Source organism: Acinetobacter nosocomialis NIPH 2119, assembly GCF_000368085.1.
Lineage (GTDB): Bacteria > Pseudomonadota > Gammaproteobacteria > Pseudomonadales > Moraxellaceae > Acinetobacter > Acinetobacter nosocomialis.
This window is the reverse complement of record NZ_KB849239.1, coordinates 765,471-786,223: the sequence shown is the minus strand read 5'-3', so window position 1 is coordinate 786,223 and position 20,753 is coordinate 765,471. Positions and strand designations below refer to the sequence as shown.

The window sequence follows — 20,753 nt, the reverse complement described above, 5'->3', positions numbered from 1 at the left end:
AACCAAACAGATTTAATAAAAATCCAGCATGCAATTCTATCTGAACAAACTTACTTTACTGTTTAGAGGATTCGCTAATGGCTGATGTAAAAGTATTCACTGATATGGATATTGAATTAGCTCAAAAGACAAAAGATATTGTAAATAGTCAGCGTTACAATAATCGTCCAGCTTTCAAAACCTTAACCCTAGGCTGGGACCTTGAAACTGGTTCTATTGCAGTTAACTACACTTTTGTAGAAGAACCACAAAGTACTGATCAACCTGCATAACATGCTTTAATAAGTAAGCCCCCCAAAAAGGGGCTTTCTTATTATCTAGTAATCTTATGATGCAAAAGAGGTAATATGAACAGGAAGAGTGCCATTAGGCCCTAAATTTTCAATAATCCTTGAAGAGATATCATTTAATTTAGCAGCAGCCGCAAACTTTAGTTGTAACTGGCCATTAGAGTACCTACCAAACAAGCCCCCTCTATTTAAGTTATTCATAGGTCCCGGTCTAAACCACGAAGGTAAAGTATTTAATAAGATACCCACATTAGAACCAATGCTCAGTGTAATACCGTTTAATAAGTTCTCTGCTGTTAATTGATATGTTTGCACAATCCTTGGAACATTTTTAGCAGATATAGCAGACCAGATTAAATTACCTTGCTCATCATATACATCTAAATAACCTGAGATTTTAGTGTAGTCATAACTTAAAAATGAAATATTATTGTTATGCACACTATGCCAATATTTCCCACAAAACTCTGTACCTTCAGATAGGCTTAAAATATAAAGAGTCTTTTTTGGTAAATCATTACGAAAAGAAGGATATACCAAACTAGGGGTTTGAATAAAACCAGGTGCCCACCCAGAAGATGCACCTATTGAACTAGGTGTACCACCATCTAACACTTGTACAGAATTTACACCTAAATGTCTGTAAGTGTCGCTAACAATAATTTCACCTTTATCATTACTTACTTCAAAGCCAGACATTATCCATACCTATAAATATCAACAGTAAGAAGGGCCAAACCAGATAATGCACTCACTCTTACTACATTAGGTGTATAAATAGACGCAAAAGGCCCACCATGGTAAGCAAGTGTAGGGTATTGCTGAGTCATATTACCTAAGCAGTCTTCTCTAACAATTGCTATATGAGTTTCAGATGTAATACCGTCATAAACATAATCCTTATAATACTCATTAGAACCTAAAGAGATTTCAAAAGTATGTATTAAGTGCATTTGACGATCTGTAACATCAACAACAATCTTCCCAGTTTCATCAAAACATTGTAAGCCTTGTGGCATATTGTCCTCCCAATATAAAGGGCTAGATAACTAGCCCTTCTTCACTACCACAGCCCTAATTTAACCCTGACAACATTATTATCGTCGTAAACTGTAATTAAACTGCCGCTTAAAACCATTCTTGCACCATTGGGTTTAGCCGGATCCTTGTAGGTAGTTAAGGTCCCCAACTCACCAGCAATCGCGCTCAATTTATCGACTTTAAACAGTTCAGCTGTTAAAGACTTCGCTTTGAAGTTTGCTGCGGTCAAATTTTTAATAAATACATCACTATTCATAATGACCTGATTGTCTTGAATTATGAACGGCATATATTTAGTAGAAGAAGTACCTGTTGTGAAAAAAATTCTATCAGCTTGGAAACCTATAGAAGTTTGGACAGTTCCATTATTTTGTTCACTTACCATGGATAAACCAGAGAAAACACCGTTGTTATCCATTCCCATTACGTATTTACCTTTCATCCCGTTGATCAAATCAACTTGAGACTTAAGATTAATTGCATTTGGCCCATATACTGAAGTGAGAGTTTGAAGTGAACCAGCGTAAGCTCCTACATCCGTGGTATATGTAGTTTTAAAACTCTCAAATTCAGCAATATTGTCTGCATCTTCAATATCGATGTAATCAAGATCCACTTCGCCTGCTTGAGCTGCATAATTGCCGATAAAAACAGGAGTAAAGAAAGCTGCTTTATTTGCAAATGTTTTGGGGTTTGTAAGCGTTCCAGCCCCACTACTTGCACCAGCAGATCTACCCTTGAAATACGCAACACCAGTAACCCAAGAACCCAATGCAGGTGCAGCACCACCAACCACATAATGACTTGAGCCAATATCTCCATTTATGTAATTCGTATCTGTAATAAATGCAGATTTTGCGGCATTAAAACAGGTGGCCCCCACATAAACTACACCAGCACCTGACACCCTTCTGTAGCGGTATTTAATCCGGTACATCTTATTATCATCAATTGGTAAGGTAGAGAACCAGTTTAGCCAGATTTCATCGTTGCCAGAATTATCACCCATCCGTAATGCATAACCTCCCCGACATGTTTGATCTTCAATTAAACGCATACCTATTCTTGAGCCGCTAGGCGTTCTGTTAATCCAATCTATCTCAAAAGTTTGCAAAGCAGACGCCATAATGGTTTGGCTATTTGCTGAATAGAGGGCTGATAATCGTTCACTGGATGAAGCAACTGCCTCATTCAATTTTGAAGAAGTCACATAATCTCTTTGTATGTCAGCAACTGTTCTAGATGCTGCAGCAGCTGTGTCTTGAGCTTTTACAATTTCTGCAAAAATTGGTACTGGTACAAGTGACGAATTATATTGAATTGGTTCAATAGATTGTCCCAAAGCTGTGAAAGACTCAGTTTTAATAAGTGGTGTAATCGTTTTATAGTGTGAAATATCATATCTCGCCCCACCCCGTAAAAAGACGACTTCAATAGAAGCATTAGACATTTGCCTGATATTTATTAATGGTGATTGTGGAGTCCAGCTATACGAGAATTTTTCAATAATTCTATTATCAGCCTGAGTACCCCATCCATTGGCGGTAACACTCCACTCGCAGTTTAAACCGAAAGTTCGAGAGCCATGCGTAGACCAAATTACATTACTATTGTATTGGCCACCTAAAGTAGCAAACACCTTAAAATTATATTTTTGCTTTCCAATATCCAGTTGGAAAATAACAGGATAGTAAATATCTGGATTCAAACCTGATAAGTCAACATTCGTTAAAATATTTTCTTTTAAGCTTTCAGTATTTTTCTGTAATGGATCAATATATTCCGACTTTAACTGATTTGACGATGCAGCAATTGCTCTTTCAATATTTGTATTTGTGAGGTCAGAATTAAGAATATATGCACTATTAGTTCTATCCAATTTAGAAGACATTTCAGTAAGCTTACTTGCCCATGTCTCCTTAAAATTAGTTAATGTCCCTAATGACTCGTTAGCTGTGGAAACGAAATCTTGTAAATTAGGATCTGCAGATGCATAGTCAGTTACGTCATAACATTCAATTTGAGCTAAAGTCCAAATTAGAGGGCTTTCAGGTGTTGGGGCTGGTCCACCCGCTACATGTACGAATCCAGAAGTATCGAATCTTCCGGTGGCACCGGATTTAACCATACGAACATAAACTTCAAATCTCCCCGTCCCGTCAGTGCTTCCAATGAATTTATCTACTGATCCATCGCCCATTAAATTTGCTGCAGGATATAACTTGTAGCCGATAGGTAATTTAATCAGGTATTTAATGATAAAAATAGCATTTGAACGTGTGAAAAACTGTTGATGAAAACCGCCGAAATTCGGGCTTGCTGAACCAGTCGTAACGATTCTAAGCTCATGAGTTGAAGTTGTCGGATTGTCAGCACTTTTAGCTTCACGAGTAACACTAACTGTACCATTGCCTAGATTGTTATAAGTGCCGACGTTGTTCATTCCTTTCTTGAAATTTACATCACCGTAAAGCAACTTACCGTTAGTAATCATCATTGCAAGCTTAGTTGTATTTTCTAATGCTGAACCCAGATTGTCGGTGCTTGTTTGGAGCTGAGTAATATCATTATTACGAAGATTAATTAAATCTTTTGATGTTTGATCCGCTGCTGCTTTAGTAGTTTTTAATACCGTTGAAAGTCCACCTGGTACAGAAGCGTCATATTGCTGAATTTGTTGTGCAATAACACCTTTGTTAACATCAGCATTGATAAATGTATCTTCCACAAATTTCGCATTTTGTTTAAGAGTAGTTTTAAATCCTCCTTTGAAATTAGGAGCAGAATTTCCTCGGCTAATGAAAATATTCGAAACTGAAAATGTGCCCGCTGAAGGAGCATTATCAAATCTTAAACCCAGAGGAACAAATTCAAAATTCGTAGCTTTTACATCACTTGGAAAAATCCCCGTTAATTCTAATTCTCCACTTGCTTGAACAGTAAATAATGGTAAACCAAGCCCATATACCGCGCCGTGAAATTGGATGGTACAAACTGCACCAATTAGACCTGCCGAAGCATTATATTTGATTCGTATAACTACAGGATCACCTTTAGCGATTGGTAGTTCTTTAATTTTATATTGTAGTTCCCAGACCGGAAAAGTTTGATTTGTGCCTGTTGAAACATTTAATGTTTTGGTTTCATCTCCTAATAAAATCCAATTGTCTTCTGCGTATTGAATAGTATCTAGTTTTGCTGAAAAGGATTTTATTTCTTCTGCAAATACTTCTTTTGCATCAGATCGAGTAATTTTTTGTTGAAGAATTTGAGCATGATTTTCCAAAACTTTTTGCAAGTTTCCACTGTTATTTGCCAAACCTAGAGGAATGCCACTAACGACCTGAACAGCAACCATTATCTGTTTTGCACCATTCAGACCAGAATCAGGAGTTGCATGGAGCTCAATACCTCTTCCAGCCCCTATTCCTTTCTGACCAATTAGGATATATGCATCCCTTCCCGTAATCTGATCAAGAGTAAATTGATTTGCACCTAATGAAAGTAACGCAGCTTTAACTGTGTTTAAATTCATAGCAATGTAATCATAATTTGTGATTATCACAAAAGTATCTTTAGGTATTTCATTAATAGCATTACTCATGGCAACGGCGTTTGCAGGGTCACCATATGTGTCATATCGAGTTGAAGTTGCAATCGAGCCATCTGCTGCTAAAACATGCACAGAAAAGCCGCGGTTAGAAGCTACAGATATAGTCTCACCTTTTAAGTTCTTGATTCCAGTAAAATCATTATTCCAGCCTGAAGAATAAACTCTGTAATTAAAGACTTGTCCTAGATCTTGATTTAACTGCTTGTAATTAGAATCTAAGCTATTAATTGATTGGGTTATATTTTGTTGATTATCACTAATTGTAGAGTTTATTTCCTGAAACTTCCCATCAACTGTTAATTTATTCGTATCAACAGTAGATTTCAGAGTTGTATAATTTTCAGTTAGTACTTGGATCTTTTCTAAATTTTTCTGAACATCTGTTTTAGTACCTGTAATTGCTAATGAGTTAGCTTCTAAACCTTTCTCAATTTCACGAGGATTTTTTCTAAATCCTGTTGCTAACTCACCTTTCTCTAATTGAACTTCTCGAATTAAGAAATCAGGAGCATACCCTACTTGAGCACATAGGATAATATTAATATACTGTAAGTTATTGATATTTGTATCAAAAGTATAAGTACATAATACTTCTTTATCTGTTGCAATATTCCATTCATTAACAACCTGATTATTACTGCTACCATCATATCTATGGATGATTAATAGCAAAGTTTTTTGTGCTGCAGTTAGAGCTTTGGCTTTAAGTGACAACGTATAGGTTTGATTTATTTCTAAACCATCAGCTATCGTAATTGACTCGATAAAACCTTTAAAATATGTAGACGAATTCGTAGAGCGGAATCTCCCCCAGTTTGCGCCATAAGCATCCTTAAAAACTTCTAGAACATTACCTTCAACAACAGCATTCTGACGCCAGTTAGAGATTGAAAAAGGCGCATAGAAATCACCATTCTTGATTAAATTGTCTCCACCACTTGACGAGATTGTTGCTTTTAGAATTTTACTTTCTTCAGCTATAGCTTTATTTGTTTCTGCTTTTGTATAACGGGTGCTATCCAGTGTTGCTGAACTATCTGTCCATAAATTTCCGAACTTCTGCTTAAATTTTGCTTCCAATGCATCTGTAGCTGCGGCAACTGCTTTATTTGTGTCAGCAGTAGTCGAATAATTTTGTAGTTGTGTAGCGCGTACAAGTGATGTGTCTACATCTTTGTCTGTGAAAACGCTATTTACCCGATAAGCTTGTAACTCCCACCAACCACCACTGCCATTGTGTCCAAGCGCAAAACCTAACTTCATTTGTGGATGAGTATTAAAAGTTACAACCTGTTCGATATATACCCATTCTTCGTTTGCTGGAATTCTAATTAAAGCAATCGCTGATGCAGTGATTGTAGCATTTGAAAAACTACCATCAGCTTTGCCATACATAGCCGTAATGCTGCAATCACCTGTAGAATCTGCACTTCGGCGGACCCAAAAGCTAACTTTATATGAACGATTTGTCGGTAAAGCTTTACGGCTATATATCCAACATCCTGCTTGATTCGAAGAATCTTTTCTAAAGACAGTATTGCCAACTTTACCTGTATTAGTTGTTTTAAAGTGGATTTTCAAATCATAACTATAGTAATTAATCCAATCTTCAGGGTTTTTTAAATTAAAATCTGGCAGTAATGAGTCACTATCATTAGCAGATTCAATAGATGCTTTAACATTTTTAATTTGAGCATTAAGCTGATTAGTTTGATTTGCTGTAGCTTCGTCTAACTTTGCTGTGGTTGCATAGTTCTGCAGTGCTTTTGCGGTGTTATCGATATTTTTTTCAGCATTTGAAAGTCCAGTTTCAAGACTTGATGTTCTCTTTGTTAGTGCCTCCTTTTCAGTCACATATGTTTGTTTGAAATCATTAAAGTTTGCATTAACTTGGTCTACTGCAGCGTTGTAGTCATAAGCACTGGGGATCCACGATTCAGTAGTGATTAAGTCACCCCTGACAAGCACTGCCCAATAAACCGTTCCGACTGAACCTTGAGCAGCAGTAGGACTGTTAATCATGTAAAAATTTAAAGCACGTTTTTCAATAACTTGATTATTTTTAACAAAGGTTATTTTATTAATAACTTTGCCATTTGTATTAACAACGGATTGTAAGGCTTGCTGACCTCCCCCAGCATAAACTGCCAAATTAGAGTTTGTATCCGCACCATTTCTTTGATGTTCGGCACACCACATTAAAGTGTATTTTGCGCCTACCTCCCAATCCTCGCCTAGCTTATATGAAAGATGAGGATATGAAGTTCCGTTATATTTACCCACAACATTTGACTGGATAAGCAAATTCGAACCAGCAGCTGCGGCTCTACTCAAACTTGCAGAGAGTGCTGTTGCTTGCTCTGTAACTGCTTTAATCTGTCCAGCTTGTTCTGTTACATCTGATTTCGTTGCTTCCAATGCTTCTGATGAAGCCTTTTTATTTACTTCATTATTAGTTAAATTTAGATCATTTCTAAGCTTAGAAATATCTAAACTTTGAGAAGACAATGTTTCGCCGTGCTTCTTAACTTCCGCTTGAGTGATCTTAATCGCTTCTGCATTAGCATTTAATGAGCTTTGCGTATCCCGAGGGCTTGGGCTCCATGCTGTAGGTTTATTGCCGGCTTCGATCTGTAATTTTTGAATTGTTGGAATTCGGCCTGAGCCATATGTACCGTAAAACTCAATTGTAGATTCAGTTGAACTGCCAGTGTTAAATTTAGGAAAAACCGTCACTGCAAATTTTTGAAATTCATTTGCTTTAGTTACTGTAACTGAAGTTGTGAAAAAGTGGGCAGAACCATTAGATGAGTAAACCTGAACCGAACCGGCAACAGGTACACTCACTTCAAATGAAATGGTAACCGGCTTATCTAAGTTTTCGTCATAAAAAACTTTTAACTCTTTGCTTCGTTCATACATTAAGTATTCACGACTTGTTGTAGCTGTCGATGTTCTAGGAGCTTCTGAATTAGCAACAGCATTAACACCACCGATTTTTAAATTATCTACAGCAGCTGTTATATCAGTCGATACACGGCCCATTGCACTTTCGAGATCACTCTTTGTAGCTGTTTTCAATAAAGCTTGAGCATTGCTCTGAATACCTGTTTCTGCATTCTGCATTCTTGTTTCAAGCTTACTGGTCCTTTCAGCTTCAGCTTCTGTTCTGTTAGTTGCTGTTTTGAATAAATCATTTGCTGTTGCAGTTGCATCATTAGCTGAAGCTAATGAGTTGTTATCTTCAACAATAATGTAATTAAGCTGACAAATTCCTGTCTGGAAGTTGTAGTTTGCAATAAAGATTGGGGCATAAAATTCAGCTTGCGCGGGGAAAGTACGCGGATTATCAATTGTCCCTAAGCCAGTTGCTGCCCCAGTAGACTTACCCTTCATGTATAGAACTACTTCTTGCCACTCACCTAAATTAGGTTTAATGGCCGACAATAAGTAGTTAGAAGAACCCATATCTTCTGCAAGGGTGTTTGTAGTCGTTACGTATTTACTTTGGTCTGCATTTTTACATGCAACACCAAGATAAATAGATCCATTTTCACCGAGTACACGGCGGAAACGTGCACGAACCCGATAAAGTGTATCTGGGTTAATCTTTACAAACTCATTCCAATGAACCCATGTTTCATCATTATCAGCATTATTCCCAAGCTCAAGAATATAACCACCTAGTGCATCAGAATCTTGAATTACTTTCGCTTCTGCAGTGGTACGCCAACGTGTCCAGTCATCAATACCTTTTGTTGTGACGACTGCACGTACCCCAGAAGTTACTTGAGTTTGAGATTTTAGACTTAATAAATTTTGAGAAAGGGCTTCGGTAGCTTTTACCGCCGTTGTTCCTGTTTGCTGCGCTTCTGCTGCATTATCAAAAGCCAGTTTTGCAAGATCATCAGTAGTTTTAAGTGATGATGAAAGGCCATTTATGCTTGTATTTGTATTACTTTCTAAGGTCGAAACACTTTTTTGAACATCAGTAATTTGCCCTTGTACCTTTAAGTTTTCTTTAGAGATACTTGTATCAAGTTCACTAAATTTTGAAGCAGTAGACTGTTCCAACTCGGTAAGTGACTCAGTAACTTCTAAAATATTTGCATTAGATTTCCGATCAGCTTCTTCCAAAGCTGCTTTCGTTTGGTCGATACGTAAAGATAAGGCTTTATCACCATCAGAAACTGATTGAGTAATTGTTGCTATATCCGACTCTGTTTTAGTTTTATTCGAATTAAAGTCAGTTTTTAGATCTTCAAGTTTTTTTGCTTCTGAAACAACCTTCTCATCAACAAGTTTCACTGAAGATTCTACTTTTTCGATGTTTGCGGCATTACCTTCTATTTGTTCTTGTGAGTTTTTAAGAGTAGATTCAATTTGTGAGGTTTTCTCAGCAATAGATTGATTCAAATCACTTACAGTACGTTCGACTTTGTTAATAGCAGTTTTGTTGTCACCAATTTGTGATTGTGCGGTGCTAATTTGCTCAGTAAACGCTTTATCTTGAGCTGCTAGAGTTTTTATATCTTCTGAAATTAGAGCGTTTGACTTACCGAATTCGTTTTGCATTTCAGCAAACTTAAGCTCAAAACTTTGAGTTAAAGCCTCTTTATCATTTGCACGTGCTTCAGCTTCAGCTAGAAAACCAGAATCAACTTTCTTATCAAGATCAATATACTGAGCTGCAATTTGATCTACTTTTTTAACTGCAGCTTCAGTTTGGGTTACAACCGGTTCAATTTTTTGATTAATGAGTGTATTAGTTTCTTCACCTAATGCTAATTTAGCGTCATCAATCATTTGACCAGCTTTAACTAAGTTTTGATCAATGTCTTGTTTTAAGGCGGCCTTAGTTTGATCAATAACATTTAGTGTGTCAGCTGCTTGTTTTTTACGGTCCAGAACTTCTTGATCCGCAATTTTTTTTGCGTTTTCTGCGACTAACCGAATTTCATTTGAATCACTTCTTACATCAGCAATGATTGAATCTGTTTCACTTTTAATAAAACCGATTTTATCATCGAGTTCTTTCTCAGCACGAATTGCACGTTGTTGAGCATCAGCAACCAATGCTTCATTAGCTTGAATAGACTGATCGATACGTTGATTGGCTTCATCCAATCGTAGATTAGCCTCATTATTATGTTGATCTACAATTAATTTAGTATTATTTATTTCTTGATCTATATAAGCACGAACTTCATCGACTTTATTTTGAGCGATCTGATTAACTTCTTTAACTTGTTCATGAATCTTTTGAACTTCCTCATCAAAATGTTTCATTCCTTCTTCAAGCAATTTAAAAGCATCAGAATCTTTAATGTTTTCAATTAAATCTTCTACTTCTTTTACCTTTTCTTCAATTTCTTGATTAGTTTGTTCGTTATTTTCAATCTTCTCCCCTTGTTCTTTTAATTCCTCCTTAAGCCCTTCTAACTTATCGAGAGCGTCTTTAAATGCACCTTCAATAGCGTTAGGGTCAATAGGCACACCAGCAACCGTAAGCGTTGTGCCAACGGCCATACTACCCGCTACAGAACTATTGCCAGCTACTGAAGTATTACCCATTACAGTGCTATTTCCCGTTAATGTGCTATTACCAGTTTGTTGAGTATTAGCTTGTACATTCATTAACGGCGTTTTGATCGAAACGGTTGTGCCAGAATCTACTTTTAAATTTTCTTTAGAGATAAATTCAATATTATCTTGTCGAATACGGCGCACACCTACAATCGCGCCGTCTCCGTGACTGACATAACTATGGATTACTGGACGTTCTTCATTACCATTTTCAAAGAAGACATAGACGTCTTCACCATCAACTATTTGAATTTCTGTATCTAAATCACTATCACCGACTGGATAGGCAAAAGTTGCTGCAATGCCTTCACTCGCACCATCAGTTAAACCATGAATGTGTACTTGTGCAGTACGACCTTTTGCGTTGTAACTTAAAATCTTTGCACGTTTAAAACCATTCATATATTTGACCTACAAATTAGCAATCCAGAACTTTGATGAAGTCCCCATTGATCCCCCGATTGCGCCTGTATCTATATGATGTGCAGCTGTTAAAACGACATACTTCTTACTATCTATTTCGAATATATCGCCCGCATTCCAATTCAAATTTAGCGGCCTGATTATGGTTCCCCGTAAGATCAAAACCTTTTCCAAGTTTTTAACTTGTCGGGCATCTAAACCAGCTCTTTGCGTAACAGTGTGGCCTGGGGTTATTGAGTCATCACCAACAACCGTTGAACCGTTATTCTCCACGGTCACGAAAGATGATTTTTGCATCAGTTCCAAAGGTTTACTGGATATCCAAACGACACTGCTAGGATCTAGTTTTGTAACTGGTACCTTTTTGAAAAAAGAATCAATTTTTTGAGCTGACACCTTATTGTCTTGAAAACAAATTACTGCCGCTTCTTGCTGAAGATAATGAGCCAAGCGCTGTGTAGGCATACTCCCCTTTAAACAAACAAATTTAGGCAAAGGCAGATCATTGCCTAGACTTATAGTTGCCCCACAAGCTCGAATTACAGAATTAAAAGAAGTTTCATTACTAATAATTGCTTGCTTTGAGTATTCGATAAGTCTTTTACAACCAGCCAAAATACCAATACAAGAGATGCCACCAACACGGCGATCTTGTTTAATAGTTTGAGTTTTTAAAGGGGTAACTTTGATAAGTTCAAAAGGATGAGAAATGTCATTTACAGTAAGTTGTTCCCCTTCTTTTAAAAGGGAGTCTAATTCAGTGGTTGATTGAACTGTAAACTCAATGGATGCTGGAATAGGTACAAGATCAGTTCTTAAAGTTGCGCTAATGAGCTCAGAAGCCGGAATAATTTTACCCGCAGAAACAATGGTGATTTGCATTAACGGTTCCCCAAGTTAAAACTTATAGGGGCCATACAAAATGCAAGCTTAGGTAAAGCGTCTTTCTTTTCGTTATAGATCTGTTGAGCTTCCGAGACAGATAATCCATAACTTTCGACACCGAGCCCGCGAGTCGACTCAACCAATCTCGCTTGCAAAAGATCACAATGAGCTTTTACTACAGGTTGAATGATTACGTACTCATCGCCGCTAAGTTCAATAGTTTCATTCAGTTCAATACTTGTAGAAGCTTTAGTCTGACAATCTAATACCGCCCAACCTGCATAGTATTTAGCCTCTTCTAAAAATGCTCTTACGATATCATCAAGCAAAATTGAATAGCCCGATAATTGATATTCTTTATAGAGCTCTTCTGATAGTTGCTGGATAGAACCAGCAACTACAGCATACCCTTCTGATTCAGGTAATAACTTCATTGCCATCAACCAAATAGATTGCCCAGTTGACGACCAACGCCTTGCACTGCATTTGCAAGATTAGTTGCCTGTTGAGCAGTATTGATCACTTGCTGAACTCGATTAACAAGATCAGCTGTACCATCAATTTGTTTTTTACCAGGTTGAACACTACCGTTGGTACCAATATTGGCAAAGCTACCAAAGTAGTTATAGTCAATTGGGCAAGAGACAGTCATAACTTGAGATCGGCTATCAGAATCATATTCAGCTGACTCAAAGCGTATAGCGCAGTTTTCAAGTGCATAAGAACGGGTAAAACTACCTAAACGGCCATCATAGTAATCACCATGGATGATGCCCCCACTAGCTACGACATATTCAGCAAGTAGTTGATCATGTCCTGCTTCAGTTACTAGGATTTGAAGATTACCTGTGTAATGGGTTTTCGGCGGCCCAGCAACAATTCCTGTAAAACCTCCCGCATATTGAACTTCTGCAGGATCTTCATTACTTACAATAGGCCGTGGGCAACTTTTAAATAAGAAGCGAAGGTCTTCCATTCCACGAGGAACAAACATACCCTGACACGATAATAAGGGTGAACCAAGTTGCTGTAGAGCAATATAATCTTGTTTAAGCTGATTTAGTAAAATCGGATTAGATTGTTGCATATTTCTGATGCTCAATAGCTTTAATATGCCTCAAGATTAAAAGGTTATATCCACTTAAAATTTGATTGGTTCCATAAAAAAAGCCACCCTAAAAGGTAGCTTTTTAAATCTGCTTTTTATCCAATATTTGGCGGCACTCGCAGAACCTGTACTGAAGGTACACCCCGATCTAGTGCATCTTGGACACAACGATAATCAGGGTTATTTGGTTCATAACCTAGTTCACCACGGATATTACCCTTATGTATTGTCATCGGTGCATCAAAACGCCCACGCATAAAACGACCAATAATAATTGTGTCAGTTAATGATTGATTGGTCTTTGTTTCTGTTTTATCAGTTTTTTTCTGATATTGAATACCAGGCGCTTCACCTATGATTTGAGTTGTATTCATTAGTATTTCCTTAATTAAATGGATTATAGGTAAAGCCAAAAAATGACCTTACCTATGAGTAATTAGTAAATACCTAAGCGTTTACCTTTTTTGAATGAACGTAAACGCTTGTTGATTGCATTCGCAGTAAAAGCATGAAGTCGAGCTTTTTTCATACCAGCTTTTTGTGCTGCAGTTAAACGAACCTTTTGACCAGGTAACCGCTTATTCACAACCGTTTTAATACCTTGTCGAATCGCAAGTACTCCACGGTAATGAACTTTTCGTCCATTTACTTTCCGTTGGCTAAATGCTCCATTTCGAGCTTTAATTTTTTTAGCCATTGAATCGAAACCTTCTTCAGTTTCATCCGCTTCACCGAAAATAAACTCTCGAACGAGTTCTTCAAGTTCTGGGCCATCGTCTGGCATATTAGCAAGAACTGTATTGGCTGCTGCTTCTAACGCCACATCAGCAACTTCTGTATCATCACTAAAGATCTCTTCAATATCAGAAGCGTCAACGCCGAATGTTAGGAAAGCATCGGACAGAGATGCCATTAAAGCGCTTTCAAAGATGCCTTCTTCATCATCTGCACCATCTAATGCATCGACAATTAATGCGTCTAAATGATCAACGCCCAGTTCACCTTCTTCAAGCTTACCTTCACTGATTGTATCTACCGTATCGGATAGAATGTTCAGAGCAATTTGTCGTACTTGTTCAATCACAGATTGCTGTTCTCGATCAGTACTTGAAACCTTACTTACAACGGTAGAGATATTCTCCGCTGCTGAATCAAAAGCACGTAAAGTTAATGGTTTTTCAGTAGTGGGTCCAAATGGATTCATCTTGATAGATCCTTAATAAAATTATTTAACTAAAACGTCGTCATCAAAAATTGCGGCACGAGTTGTACCAACAACTCCATGGGCTAAATAGAGCCGTACACGCTCATATGGATAGTCTTTGTCAGGTATTAAACTGAACTCAAAAGGTTTACCCCCTAGATCTTCAGCCGGTTGCAACCAACCGGTTGTTTCACTAGAAGCACCTTCTAAAAACTCTTGGATGTCATCACCAGCTTTTTTGATATAGTCCGGTGTAGCTTGGAACATATAAGTCCGTAGGATCTCGATACATTTATTCGTAACTCGAGCTGAAATCTCCGCGGCCGGAACTAAACGCAAAGCACTATTTTTGCTTTGGTATTGCGTAAGCACATCACTTAATACAAATAATGTAGTTTCAAACTTAACTGGGCGAACTACATTTACTTTAGCCTTAGCCAACATTTCTTGAGTCTGTTCATCTTCAAGATCAATATTCGGCATCTGGCTTAAGTTTTTTGCTGTAAATGGATAATCTTTCCAAGCTACTGCATTTTTTAACGGCGCAAAGCCTTGTTTATTTAACTTTGCGTTACGTAATAATTTATCGCCGATGTAATGGCCCAAATAATAAGCTGGGACCTTACGCCCTCTTAGTGTGACAGCACCAGATGGACGGCATAGGTTCGGACTCCAAATGAATTGAACAAACTGTGATTGTGCATCTACGCTTGTCGCAAATTGAGCTGCTTGCTCAGCTGTAAAAGTTGGGTTGATTTCAGCATCCAAAGGAATACGTAACTTTGTAGCTGCACGTTGTGCCGCAACATAAATTGGTAAATCATGAGGATTTGGTAAAGTCAGATATGCTGGTGTACTTAATTGACTCGTCAGAATTTTATATAGTTCATCTGGATTAAATGATGGTAATGATTCATCTTCCAATGCCAATGTTTTTGAAGCACGACCTAAGCTATTTGATTCGTTATAAGCATTTGATTTGAGGATTGCTTGTAACGCATCAATACCTAACGATAAATCAAAACGCTCAAAATATTCTTTCGCATCAGCTACAGCGACAATAGAAGCAGAATTTTCAATGTCTCCATCTACTAATCCCTGAACAGTAACAATTTGATCACCTGTTACCGCATCACGGATTTCCAAACGCATAGAAATATCTGCAGGACCGCGTGGGCTAGTTACTTTCGCAAAAAAGGCCACATTGATTTCTGTATTTGCAAGATAACTGTGAGTATCAAATTCCAGTTTTAGTGATGGGCTGGCCCCTGCAACAAGGGATAGCTCACCTGTACTTGATAGAGCAAGTATATTCATTACATTACACGCCCAAGGCTATTTGTTTTAAGTATTTTGAGCCGTTGGCATTTTTGATTTTCTGGCTAGTTCCAATGTAAAAAAAACCACTCGAAAGTGGTTTTTCATTTCCTAAATTTTATAATCCGCTAGCAGGTTCTGTAGGCTCTTCTGCCTCAGTAGGTACAATTTGAAGTACATTACCTTTCAAGCCATTAATTTGATCTAGGTTATCTAGCAATTGTTTATGAGCTTCGTCACCGATCAAAGTGAATGTGACCTTTTGACCAGCTTGTACCAAAACTTGCGTAAATGGTTCGGTAATGTCACTTAAACCGTTATTTTGAAGTGTAATACTTCGTTCAGTAGGATGATCACCAACAGCATCCATAATTGGGTTCGTGCCATCAATAATGAAAATAGTCATCTTGTTACTCAACAGTTAGATTCTTACCAAGCCCCTTCAACTGACGTAAGTTTTCCAGTACTTGATGTTTAAATGTTTGGTTATGACACGTAATACTTGCTGTTTTACCTGCCTCAATAGCAACACGTGATAACGGTTCTAAAACTGTTGCAAATCCGTTATTAGTAACTTTAATAACTAGCGGATCCACGCTACTCCCACCTGATACTGTTAACAAATCCGTAATGGGAGTATTAACTTTAGAAGTATCAGTTTCTTTAAGGACATGATCCGATTCCGTCCCCACATCATCACCAGACTTACCACCATTTGAATCTAGATCATTTGAAGGTTTGACAGAATCATTCGATGTTTCAGTTGGATTTCCATTTTCTTGAGTATTGGACTCTTCATTATCTGAATCGCCATTTTTCAAATCAGTAGGTTTATTACCTTCATCTTGAGATGCGCCGTCTTCAGGACCTTGGCTATTTAACAAATCACCTTGGTCTGAAGCTTTTTCATCACCAGCTTGGGTATTCTGTGTTTCTGTAGTTTTATTGGTTTTATTACGTGTGTTTTTTTGTTTAGTAGTCGCTTGTTCGTCAGTTGAAGCTAAAGTTTCGTCAGTGTTTTGTGTTGCAGCAGCCATGAGATTTTCCTTTCAATAAATAGGGTAAAAAGGCGCATCGAAATGCGCCCTTATCTGTTTTACTTACGAATTTTTGAGAGATGGCATATTGATACAGTGGATGACATAGCTTTGATCAGCATAACGTTCTAACGGGTTCATTTCGGCTGCTTGAGCACCGATTAAAGTAAGTACTGATTCACGCGCATCTGGTCGAGTTTCAATAACTGAAAGAGGCGTTTGAATAAAGCCAACGAACGGCGCACGAATTGGCTCATTACCACGACCAACTAAAAGCATATCAAACGCTGTATCTGCTTCAGCTACAAGCTCTTGTGCTGTCGGTGCGTGGTAAACGTTTGTACCATCTGCAAGAGTACCAATACGGACAATTTGACCATAACCAGCAGTGTATCCGGTTTTAACTGGCATCTTGTCGCTTGACAGTTGATTAAAGAATACTGACCCAGTATCGCCAACATATAAGTCAAATGCTACGGTAGAGCCACCAGTACGTTGGTTAATATCCAATTTGGCCGCTGCAATAAATTTATTTACTTCCGCAAACAAGTCACCTGAAGTATTAAATGCAGCTGCTAATTTTCCAGTCACACCACGAGAAGCATCAAAAGTAACTTCACGAGCGGAGTATTCAGCTAAATCTTTTGCTTCACCTAATAAACGTACAGTTTGTTCTAAGAAGATTTTACCTTGAACAATTGCTAAAGCCTGACCCAGAAAACCAAGCTTAAGTTCGTTAGTTAACTGAGATTGTAATAGTGTTGAAGCTGTTACCCGTGCCATGATAGGTGACGCAATCAATGTTTCATATTCAGGTTCGAAATCAACACCAACTGGGGTTAATAGATAGTTATCATTACCATCACGCGCATCAAAATCCGCCACAAGATGAACTTCAATTTTCGCACCAACTGGTAATGCTTCATTTAATGTCACGCTAATTTTGCTAGCTGAAATGTCAATTTCGCTACCAACTACACGATATTCAACGCCGTTTACTACTACGTCTTTCTCAGCAATAGCAGAAATCTTGCCTGAAAATTTTGATTTACTGCGATTTCGAGTATGCGCAACTTCTTTACCATTGATCTTAATAGATACATTACCCGCAATAAATGGCAATAAACTCGCTTTGGCATCAGGTGTTTTAGCCTTGAAGTCTTCATAACCTGTTCGTGCAGTCACAGTATAAGTTGTACCTGCGCCACCATTAGACAATGCAAAACGGAATCGTCCTTCAACATAAGGCTTAGAAGCATTTGCACCATCTAAGTATTCTGATTTCTTCATTGCACCAAAATCACGGTTGGTGATAAAGCGAATAGATACAATCGGTACTTCATTTGAGCTATTAGAGTTGGGAATCATAGCAACGATAGGTGTTGCATAAGCGATAACGTTGGCGATAGTAGCAACTGTAATTGCTGGAACGATGCTTACAGATTCATGATGCTGGTGATTTACATCATCAAAACCAGATTCATTAATACTATCGTAATAGCTAAGGGTCTCAGCAGGCAAAGCAGATGCTTGTTTCGCACCACTTAAACCAGCAGATAATGCAGCTGCAATGATTGAAGGATGTGGTAATTCACCCCCATGGCGTGCTTGATATTGTGATACCCCAAACATCACAGCTTTATCAACTTCTGGCGCATAATCCATGCCAATTGAATCAAAAATTGCTTTTAATACTTCTGGGTAATCTTCTGCAGCTGTTTGAGCACTATCAAACCCATTTTCAAGCTCATCAGGACTTTTGAAATAGTAATTTCGGCACTGAACAGTAGCTAGTTGTTGAGCATCATACTTTTTACGAATTTCTTCTGTTAACACAGTCATTTTAAACCAGCCTTTGGCTTTCTATGTAAGATGCAGAAAGTCTGACATGGCCTATTTTTACTAAAGCTGGTCGGTTCCAAACATAAAAAAGTCCCCAAAATTGAGGACAAAGAAAATGTAGCTAAAGGACCATCTCAGCCCTTTATTTATATAGCTATCCGCTTACACCACTTGAAACATAAATCTCCACATTATCACCTGCTTTCACTCTATAACGGAGCTTATCCCAGCAATGCTGTCTAAACGGTTCAGTATCGGGCGCAGCAGCTGTTAATGTAAGAATAGACACCCAGTGAGAATCGTTTTGCGGATCTGCATATGGAACATTGCTTCCGAAAAACTCTACTTCTGCCCCGTTCCCGATTACCTGGTAATTGAATATTGCAGAAGTACATTGTTCAGCCATTTCAATGTCGCCTGTCTTTTTACCTTTTTCATTGAAAATTAAATAGCTCATTTAGTTTCTCCATCACCTATAGGTGAAATAAACAAATCATCTCTACGGTTTAAAACATACTTACTGCCAAAATCTGCCATGAGGCTAAAACCAGTAATATTCACAATCTCAAACCACAACATTAAATTTTCATAAATCATTAATCCTAAAAGGTCCCCTTCTTTAAGAATCAAGTCGGGGATGTTGATTATCCTTTCCAATACATCTTCCAACTCATCATTAAATGGCTCTACTTGAGCAGTTAATACCAAATCTGAGGGGTTATTCATTGAGAAGTTCTTTTGAATATAACCACCATTAAATTTATCGAAATGAACATAAGCAGCGCCCTTATATTCATACTTGTAGTTGGGTTCGTCTTGGATCGATAAAGTGTTCGCTTCAAAAGAAAGAGGATCTAAAGGTTTTGAATCTTCAGCCGGATTATTGAAAATTACTTCTTTTCGCCAAATTTGCGCTGGAATACTTGCTAGAGCATTCATAACAACGCGTCTAGCTGCTAAACGGCGTCCATTTGCAACTTGATTTACTGATCTATTTAGCATTTCGACTTAAACCTTTCATAAAGACATTTAACATGTCATTGTCGATTGCGCCTGATTTATGTAAGGCTTGAATTCTTTCAATTTGACTCGCTCTAACAGTTTCCACTTCAAAACGTTTGAGGGTTTTTAATTCGCGTTCTAAGAGCTTTTTGGCAACTTTATCAGCTCTACGCATCATTTCTTTTTCTGCTTTTTGGATATTGGCTTTGATTGGCTTAACAGAACCATTCATCAAATCCTTTACTTGCTCGTTAATTGAATTCTGTATTTGCTTATCTGTTTGCTTATACCGTGCACCTACTTGTTTTTTACGGTCTTTCTCTACTTCCTTTTTAAGGTAGGCAATCCCAGATGGTGAACTAATCCACTTAACAACGCGCAATACATGCTTACATGCCACACCGGATAAATGCGGGTTACGTATCTTTGGAAAGCCGCCCTCATCACGTCCTAAATTGTAACCGCCAATAGTTGCCATATAGCGGTACCAGAACGTATGACGTTCGCAATCACACTGAAATTTGATTTTGCCTTTAGCCAAGCGGTTTTTGACGGTGTTTAATGCCTGTTTATCGATATCAAAAACAACAGATTTAAAGTTAGAAAACTCAATCTCAACGTGATGATTTAAAACTTTACTATTTGGTCCGGCATTAGTAAGCAAGTGAACTAAACCAGCTTTTCTGCTTACTGGAACCGCCAAATAGATTTGCTCATTTGCCCGGTCAATATCGTCTTGTCGGCTTAAATTAATGATGTTTTGAGGGGTAATACCCTTACTATACTGATCTTTTAATAGTTGAATGTTTTCCTGAAATGCCAAGATATCATCACGGGTAATACGCCGTGGTACTTCTCCATTTCGCTGACCTAATGTTGTAAAAAGTACCCTTTCGACATCATATTTTTCCCCTTGGGCAATATCTTGTGGTCGCAAGAACATAGGTTTAGGGATCTTTCGTCCCCAATCATCATATTCAATTTCTTTTTCTGCAAATGCCCGCTGTTCTCTATCTGCACGCTGGCGGCTCTGTTGATCTCTACGAACTCCACCATTTTGCAAAGACTGGTTTAATTGCAGCTGGGCACGGCGTAAATCATCTGGCTTGAATGCTGACATATTAATTATCCTGCAAGTATTCTTTTTGAAGTCTTAAAAGGTCAACGAGCCTTGGAAATGCTACCTTTTGTAGAGGTAACTTTTCCCAAACGCCATTCGCTTCACAAGCCACAAGTACTGCGTCAATATGATTTCTTGAACCATATAATTTCAAACTCAACAATGATGGATCTAGCGATTCATCCTCTTTAATCTCCCATACAATTAAATTCTGAATATTATTTTGTTGAAGATTCCGGTGAATTAAGTCTCTAATAGCATTTCGATAATCATTTCTCATACTGT

At 37.8% G+C, this 20,753-nt stretch carries 17 protein-coding genes; 1 reads left to right on the top strand and 16 read right to left on the bottom strand.

Annotated elements, in window-relative coordinates:
* Nucleotides 1-77: 77 nt before the first annotated feature.
* Nucleotides 78-272: a hypothetical protein gene (locus F984_RS07755; RefSeq protein WP_000786041.1), complete on the top strand. Its 195-nt coding sequence runs from the start codon at nucleotides 78-80 to the stop codon at nucleotides 270-272.
* A 54-nt stretch (nucleotides 273-326) separates the two neighbouring features.
* On the opposite strand, the gene F984_RS07750 is transcribed toward F984_RS07755, so the two are convergent.
* The 16 genes from F984_RS07750 to F984_RS07675 all read right to left on the bottom strand — a co-directional run bounded on the left by F984_RS07750 (nucleotide 327) and on the right by F984_RS07675 (nucleotide 20,748).
* Nucleotides 327-989 (bottom strand): hypothetical protein, encoded by a 663-nt coding sequence (locus F984_RS07750; protein WP_004708334.1) that lies wholly within the window; start codon nucleotides 987-989, stop codon nucleotides 327-329.
* Nucleotides 989-1,309, bottom strand: a complete 321-nt coding sequence (locus tag F984_RS07745) for a hypothetical protein (protein ID WP_004708333.1) — start codon at nucleotides 1,307-1,309, stop codon at nucleotides 989-991. The genes F984_RS07750 and F984_RS07745 overlap by 1 nt, the downstream gene beginning before the upstream one ends.
* A 44-nt stretch (nucleotides 1,310-1,353) precedes the next feature.
* Nucleotides 1,354-10,932 carry an interleukin-like EMT inducer domain-containing protein gene (locus tag F984_RS07740; RefSeq protein ID WP_004708332.1) on the bottom strand — a complete coding sequence of 3,193 codons (9,579 nt, stop codon included), beginning with the start codon at nucleotides 10,930-10,932 and terminating at the stop codon, nucleotides 1,354-1,356.
* A 9-nt stretch (nucleotides 10,933-10,941) separates the two neighbouring features.
* Nucleotides 10,942-11,835 carry a hypothetical protein gene (locus tag F984_RS07735; protein WP_004708331.1) on the bottom strand — a complete coding sequence of 298 codons (894 nt, stop codon included), beginning with the start codon at nucleotides 11,833-11,835 and terminating at the stop codon, nucleotides 10,942-10,944.
* Nucleotides 11,835-12,278 (bottom strand): hypothetical protein, encoded by a 444-nt coding sequence (locus tag F984_RS07730; protein ID WP_004708330.1) that lies wholly within the window; start codon nucleotides 12,276-12,278, stop codon nucleotides 11,835-11,837. The genes F984_RS07735 and F984_RS07730 overlap by 1 nt, the downstream gene beginning before the upstream one ends.
* Nucleotides 12,278-12,925, bottom strand: a complete 648-nt coding sequence (locus F984_RS07725; RefSeq protein WP_004708329.1) for a hypothetical protein — start codon at nucleotides 12,923-12,925, stop codon at nucleotides 12,278-12,280. The genes F984_RS07730 and F984_RS07725 overlap by 1 nt, the downstream gene beginning before the upstream one ends.
* A gap of 116 nt (nucleotides 12,926-13,041) precedes the next feature.
* The gene (locus tag F984_RS07720) at nucleotides 13,042-13,320 is read right to left on the bottom strand and encodes a hypothetical protein (protein WP_004708328.1); all 279 of its coding nucleotides are present in this window, start codon (nucleotides 13,318-13,320) and stop codon (nucleotides 13,042-13,044) included.
* A gap of 62 nt (nucleotides 13,321-13,382) precedes the next feature.
* Complete coding sequence (locus F984_RS07715; RefSeq protein WP_004708327.1) at nucleotides 13,383-14,150, bottom strand: hypothetical protein; 768 nt, start codon at nucleotides 14,148-14,150, stop codon at nucleotides 13,383-13,385.
* Between the two features lie 21 nt (nucleotides 14,151-14,171).
* Nucleotides 14,172-15,467, bottom strand: coding sequence for a hypothetical protein (locus tag F984_RS07710; RefSeq protein ID WP_004708326.1), 1,296 nt, complete (start codon nucleotides 15,465-15,467; stop codon nucleotides 14,172-14,174).
* A gap of 118 nt (nucleotides 15,468-15,585) precedes the next feature.
* On the bottom strand, nucleotides 15,586-15,873 hold the full coding sequence (locus F984_RS07705) for a hypothetical protein (RefSeq protein ID WP_000151778.1): 288 nt from the start codon (nucleotides 15,871-15,873) through the stop codon (nucleotides 15,586-15,588).
* Between the two features lie 4 nt (nucleotides 15,874-15,877).
* Nucleotides 15,878-16,504 (bottom strand): hypothetical protein, encoded by a 627-nt coding sequence (locus F984_RS07700; RefSeq protein ID WP_004708325.1) that lies wholly within the window; start codon nucleotides 16,502-16,504, stop codon nucleotides 15,878-15,880.
* 63 nt (nucleotides 16,505-16,567) lie between these two features.
* Nucleotides 16,568-18,346, bottom strand: coding sequence for a hypothetical protein (locus F984_RS07695; protein WP_004708324.1), 1,779 nt, complete (start codon nucleotides 18,344-18,346; stop codon nucleotides 16,568-16,570).
* A gap of 154 nt (nucleotides 18,347-18,500) precedes the next feature.
* Nucleotides 18,501-18,803, bottom strand: coding sequence for a hypothetical protein (locus tag F984_RS07690; protein ID WP_004708323.1), 303 nt, complete (start codon nucleotides 18,801-18,803; stop codon nucleotides 18,501-18,503).
* Nucleotides 18,800-19,348, bottom strand: coding sequence for a hypothetical protein (locus F984_RS07685; protein WP_000934749.1), 549 nt, complete (start codon nucleotides 19,346-19,348; stop codon nucleotides 18,800-18,802). The genes F984_RS07690 and F984_RS07685 overlap by 4 nt, the downstream gene beginning before the upstream one ends.
* Nucleotides 19,338-20,468, bottom strand: a complete 1,131-nt coding sequence (locus tag F984_RS07680; RefSeq protein ID WP_001272161.1) for a hypothetical protein — start codon at nucleotides 20,466-20,468, stop codon at nucleotides 19,338-19,340. The genes F984_RS07685 and F984_RS07680 overlap by 11 nt, the downstream gene beginning before the upstream one ends.
* A gap of 1 nt (nucleotide 20,469) precedes the next feature.
* Nucleotides 20,470-20,748, bottom strand: coding sequence for a hypothetical protein (locus tag F984_RS07675; protein ID WP_001243273.1), 279 nt, complete (start codon nucleotides 20,746-20,748; stop codon nucleotides 20,470-20,472).
* Nucleotides 20,749-20,753 lie beyond the last annotated feature (5 nt).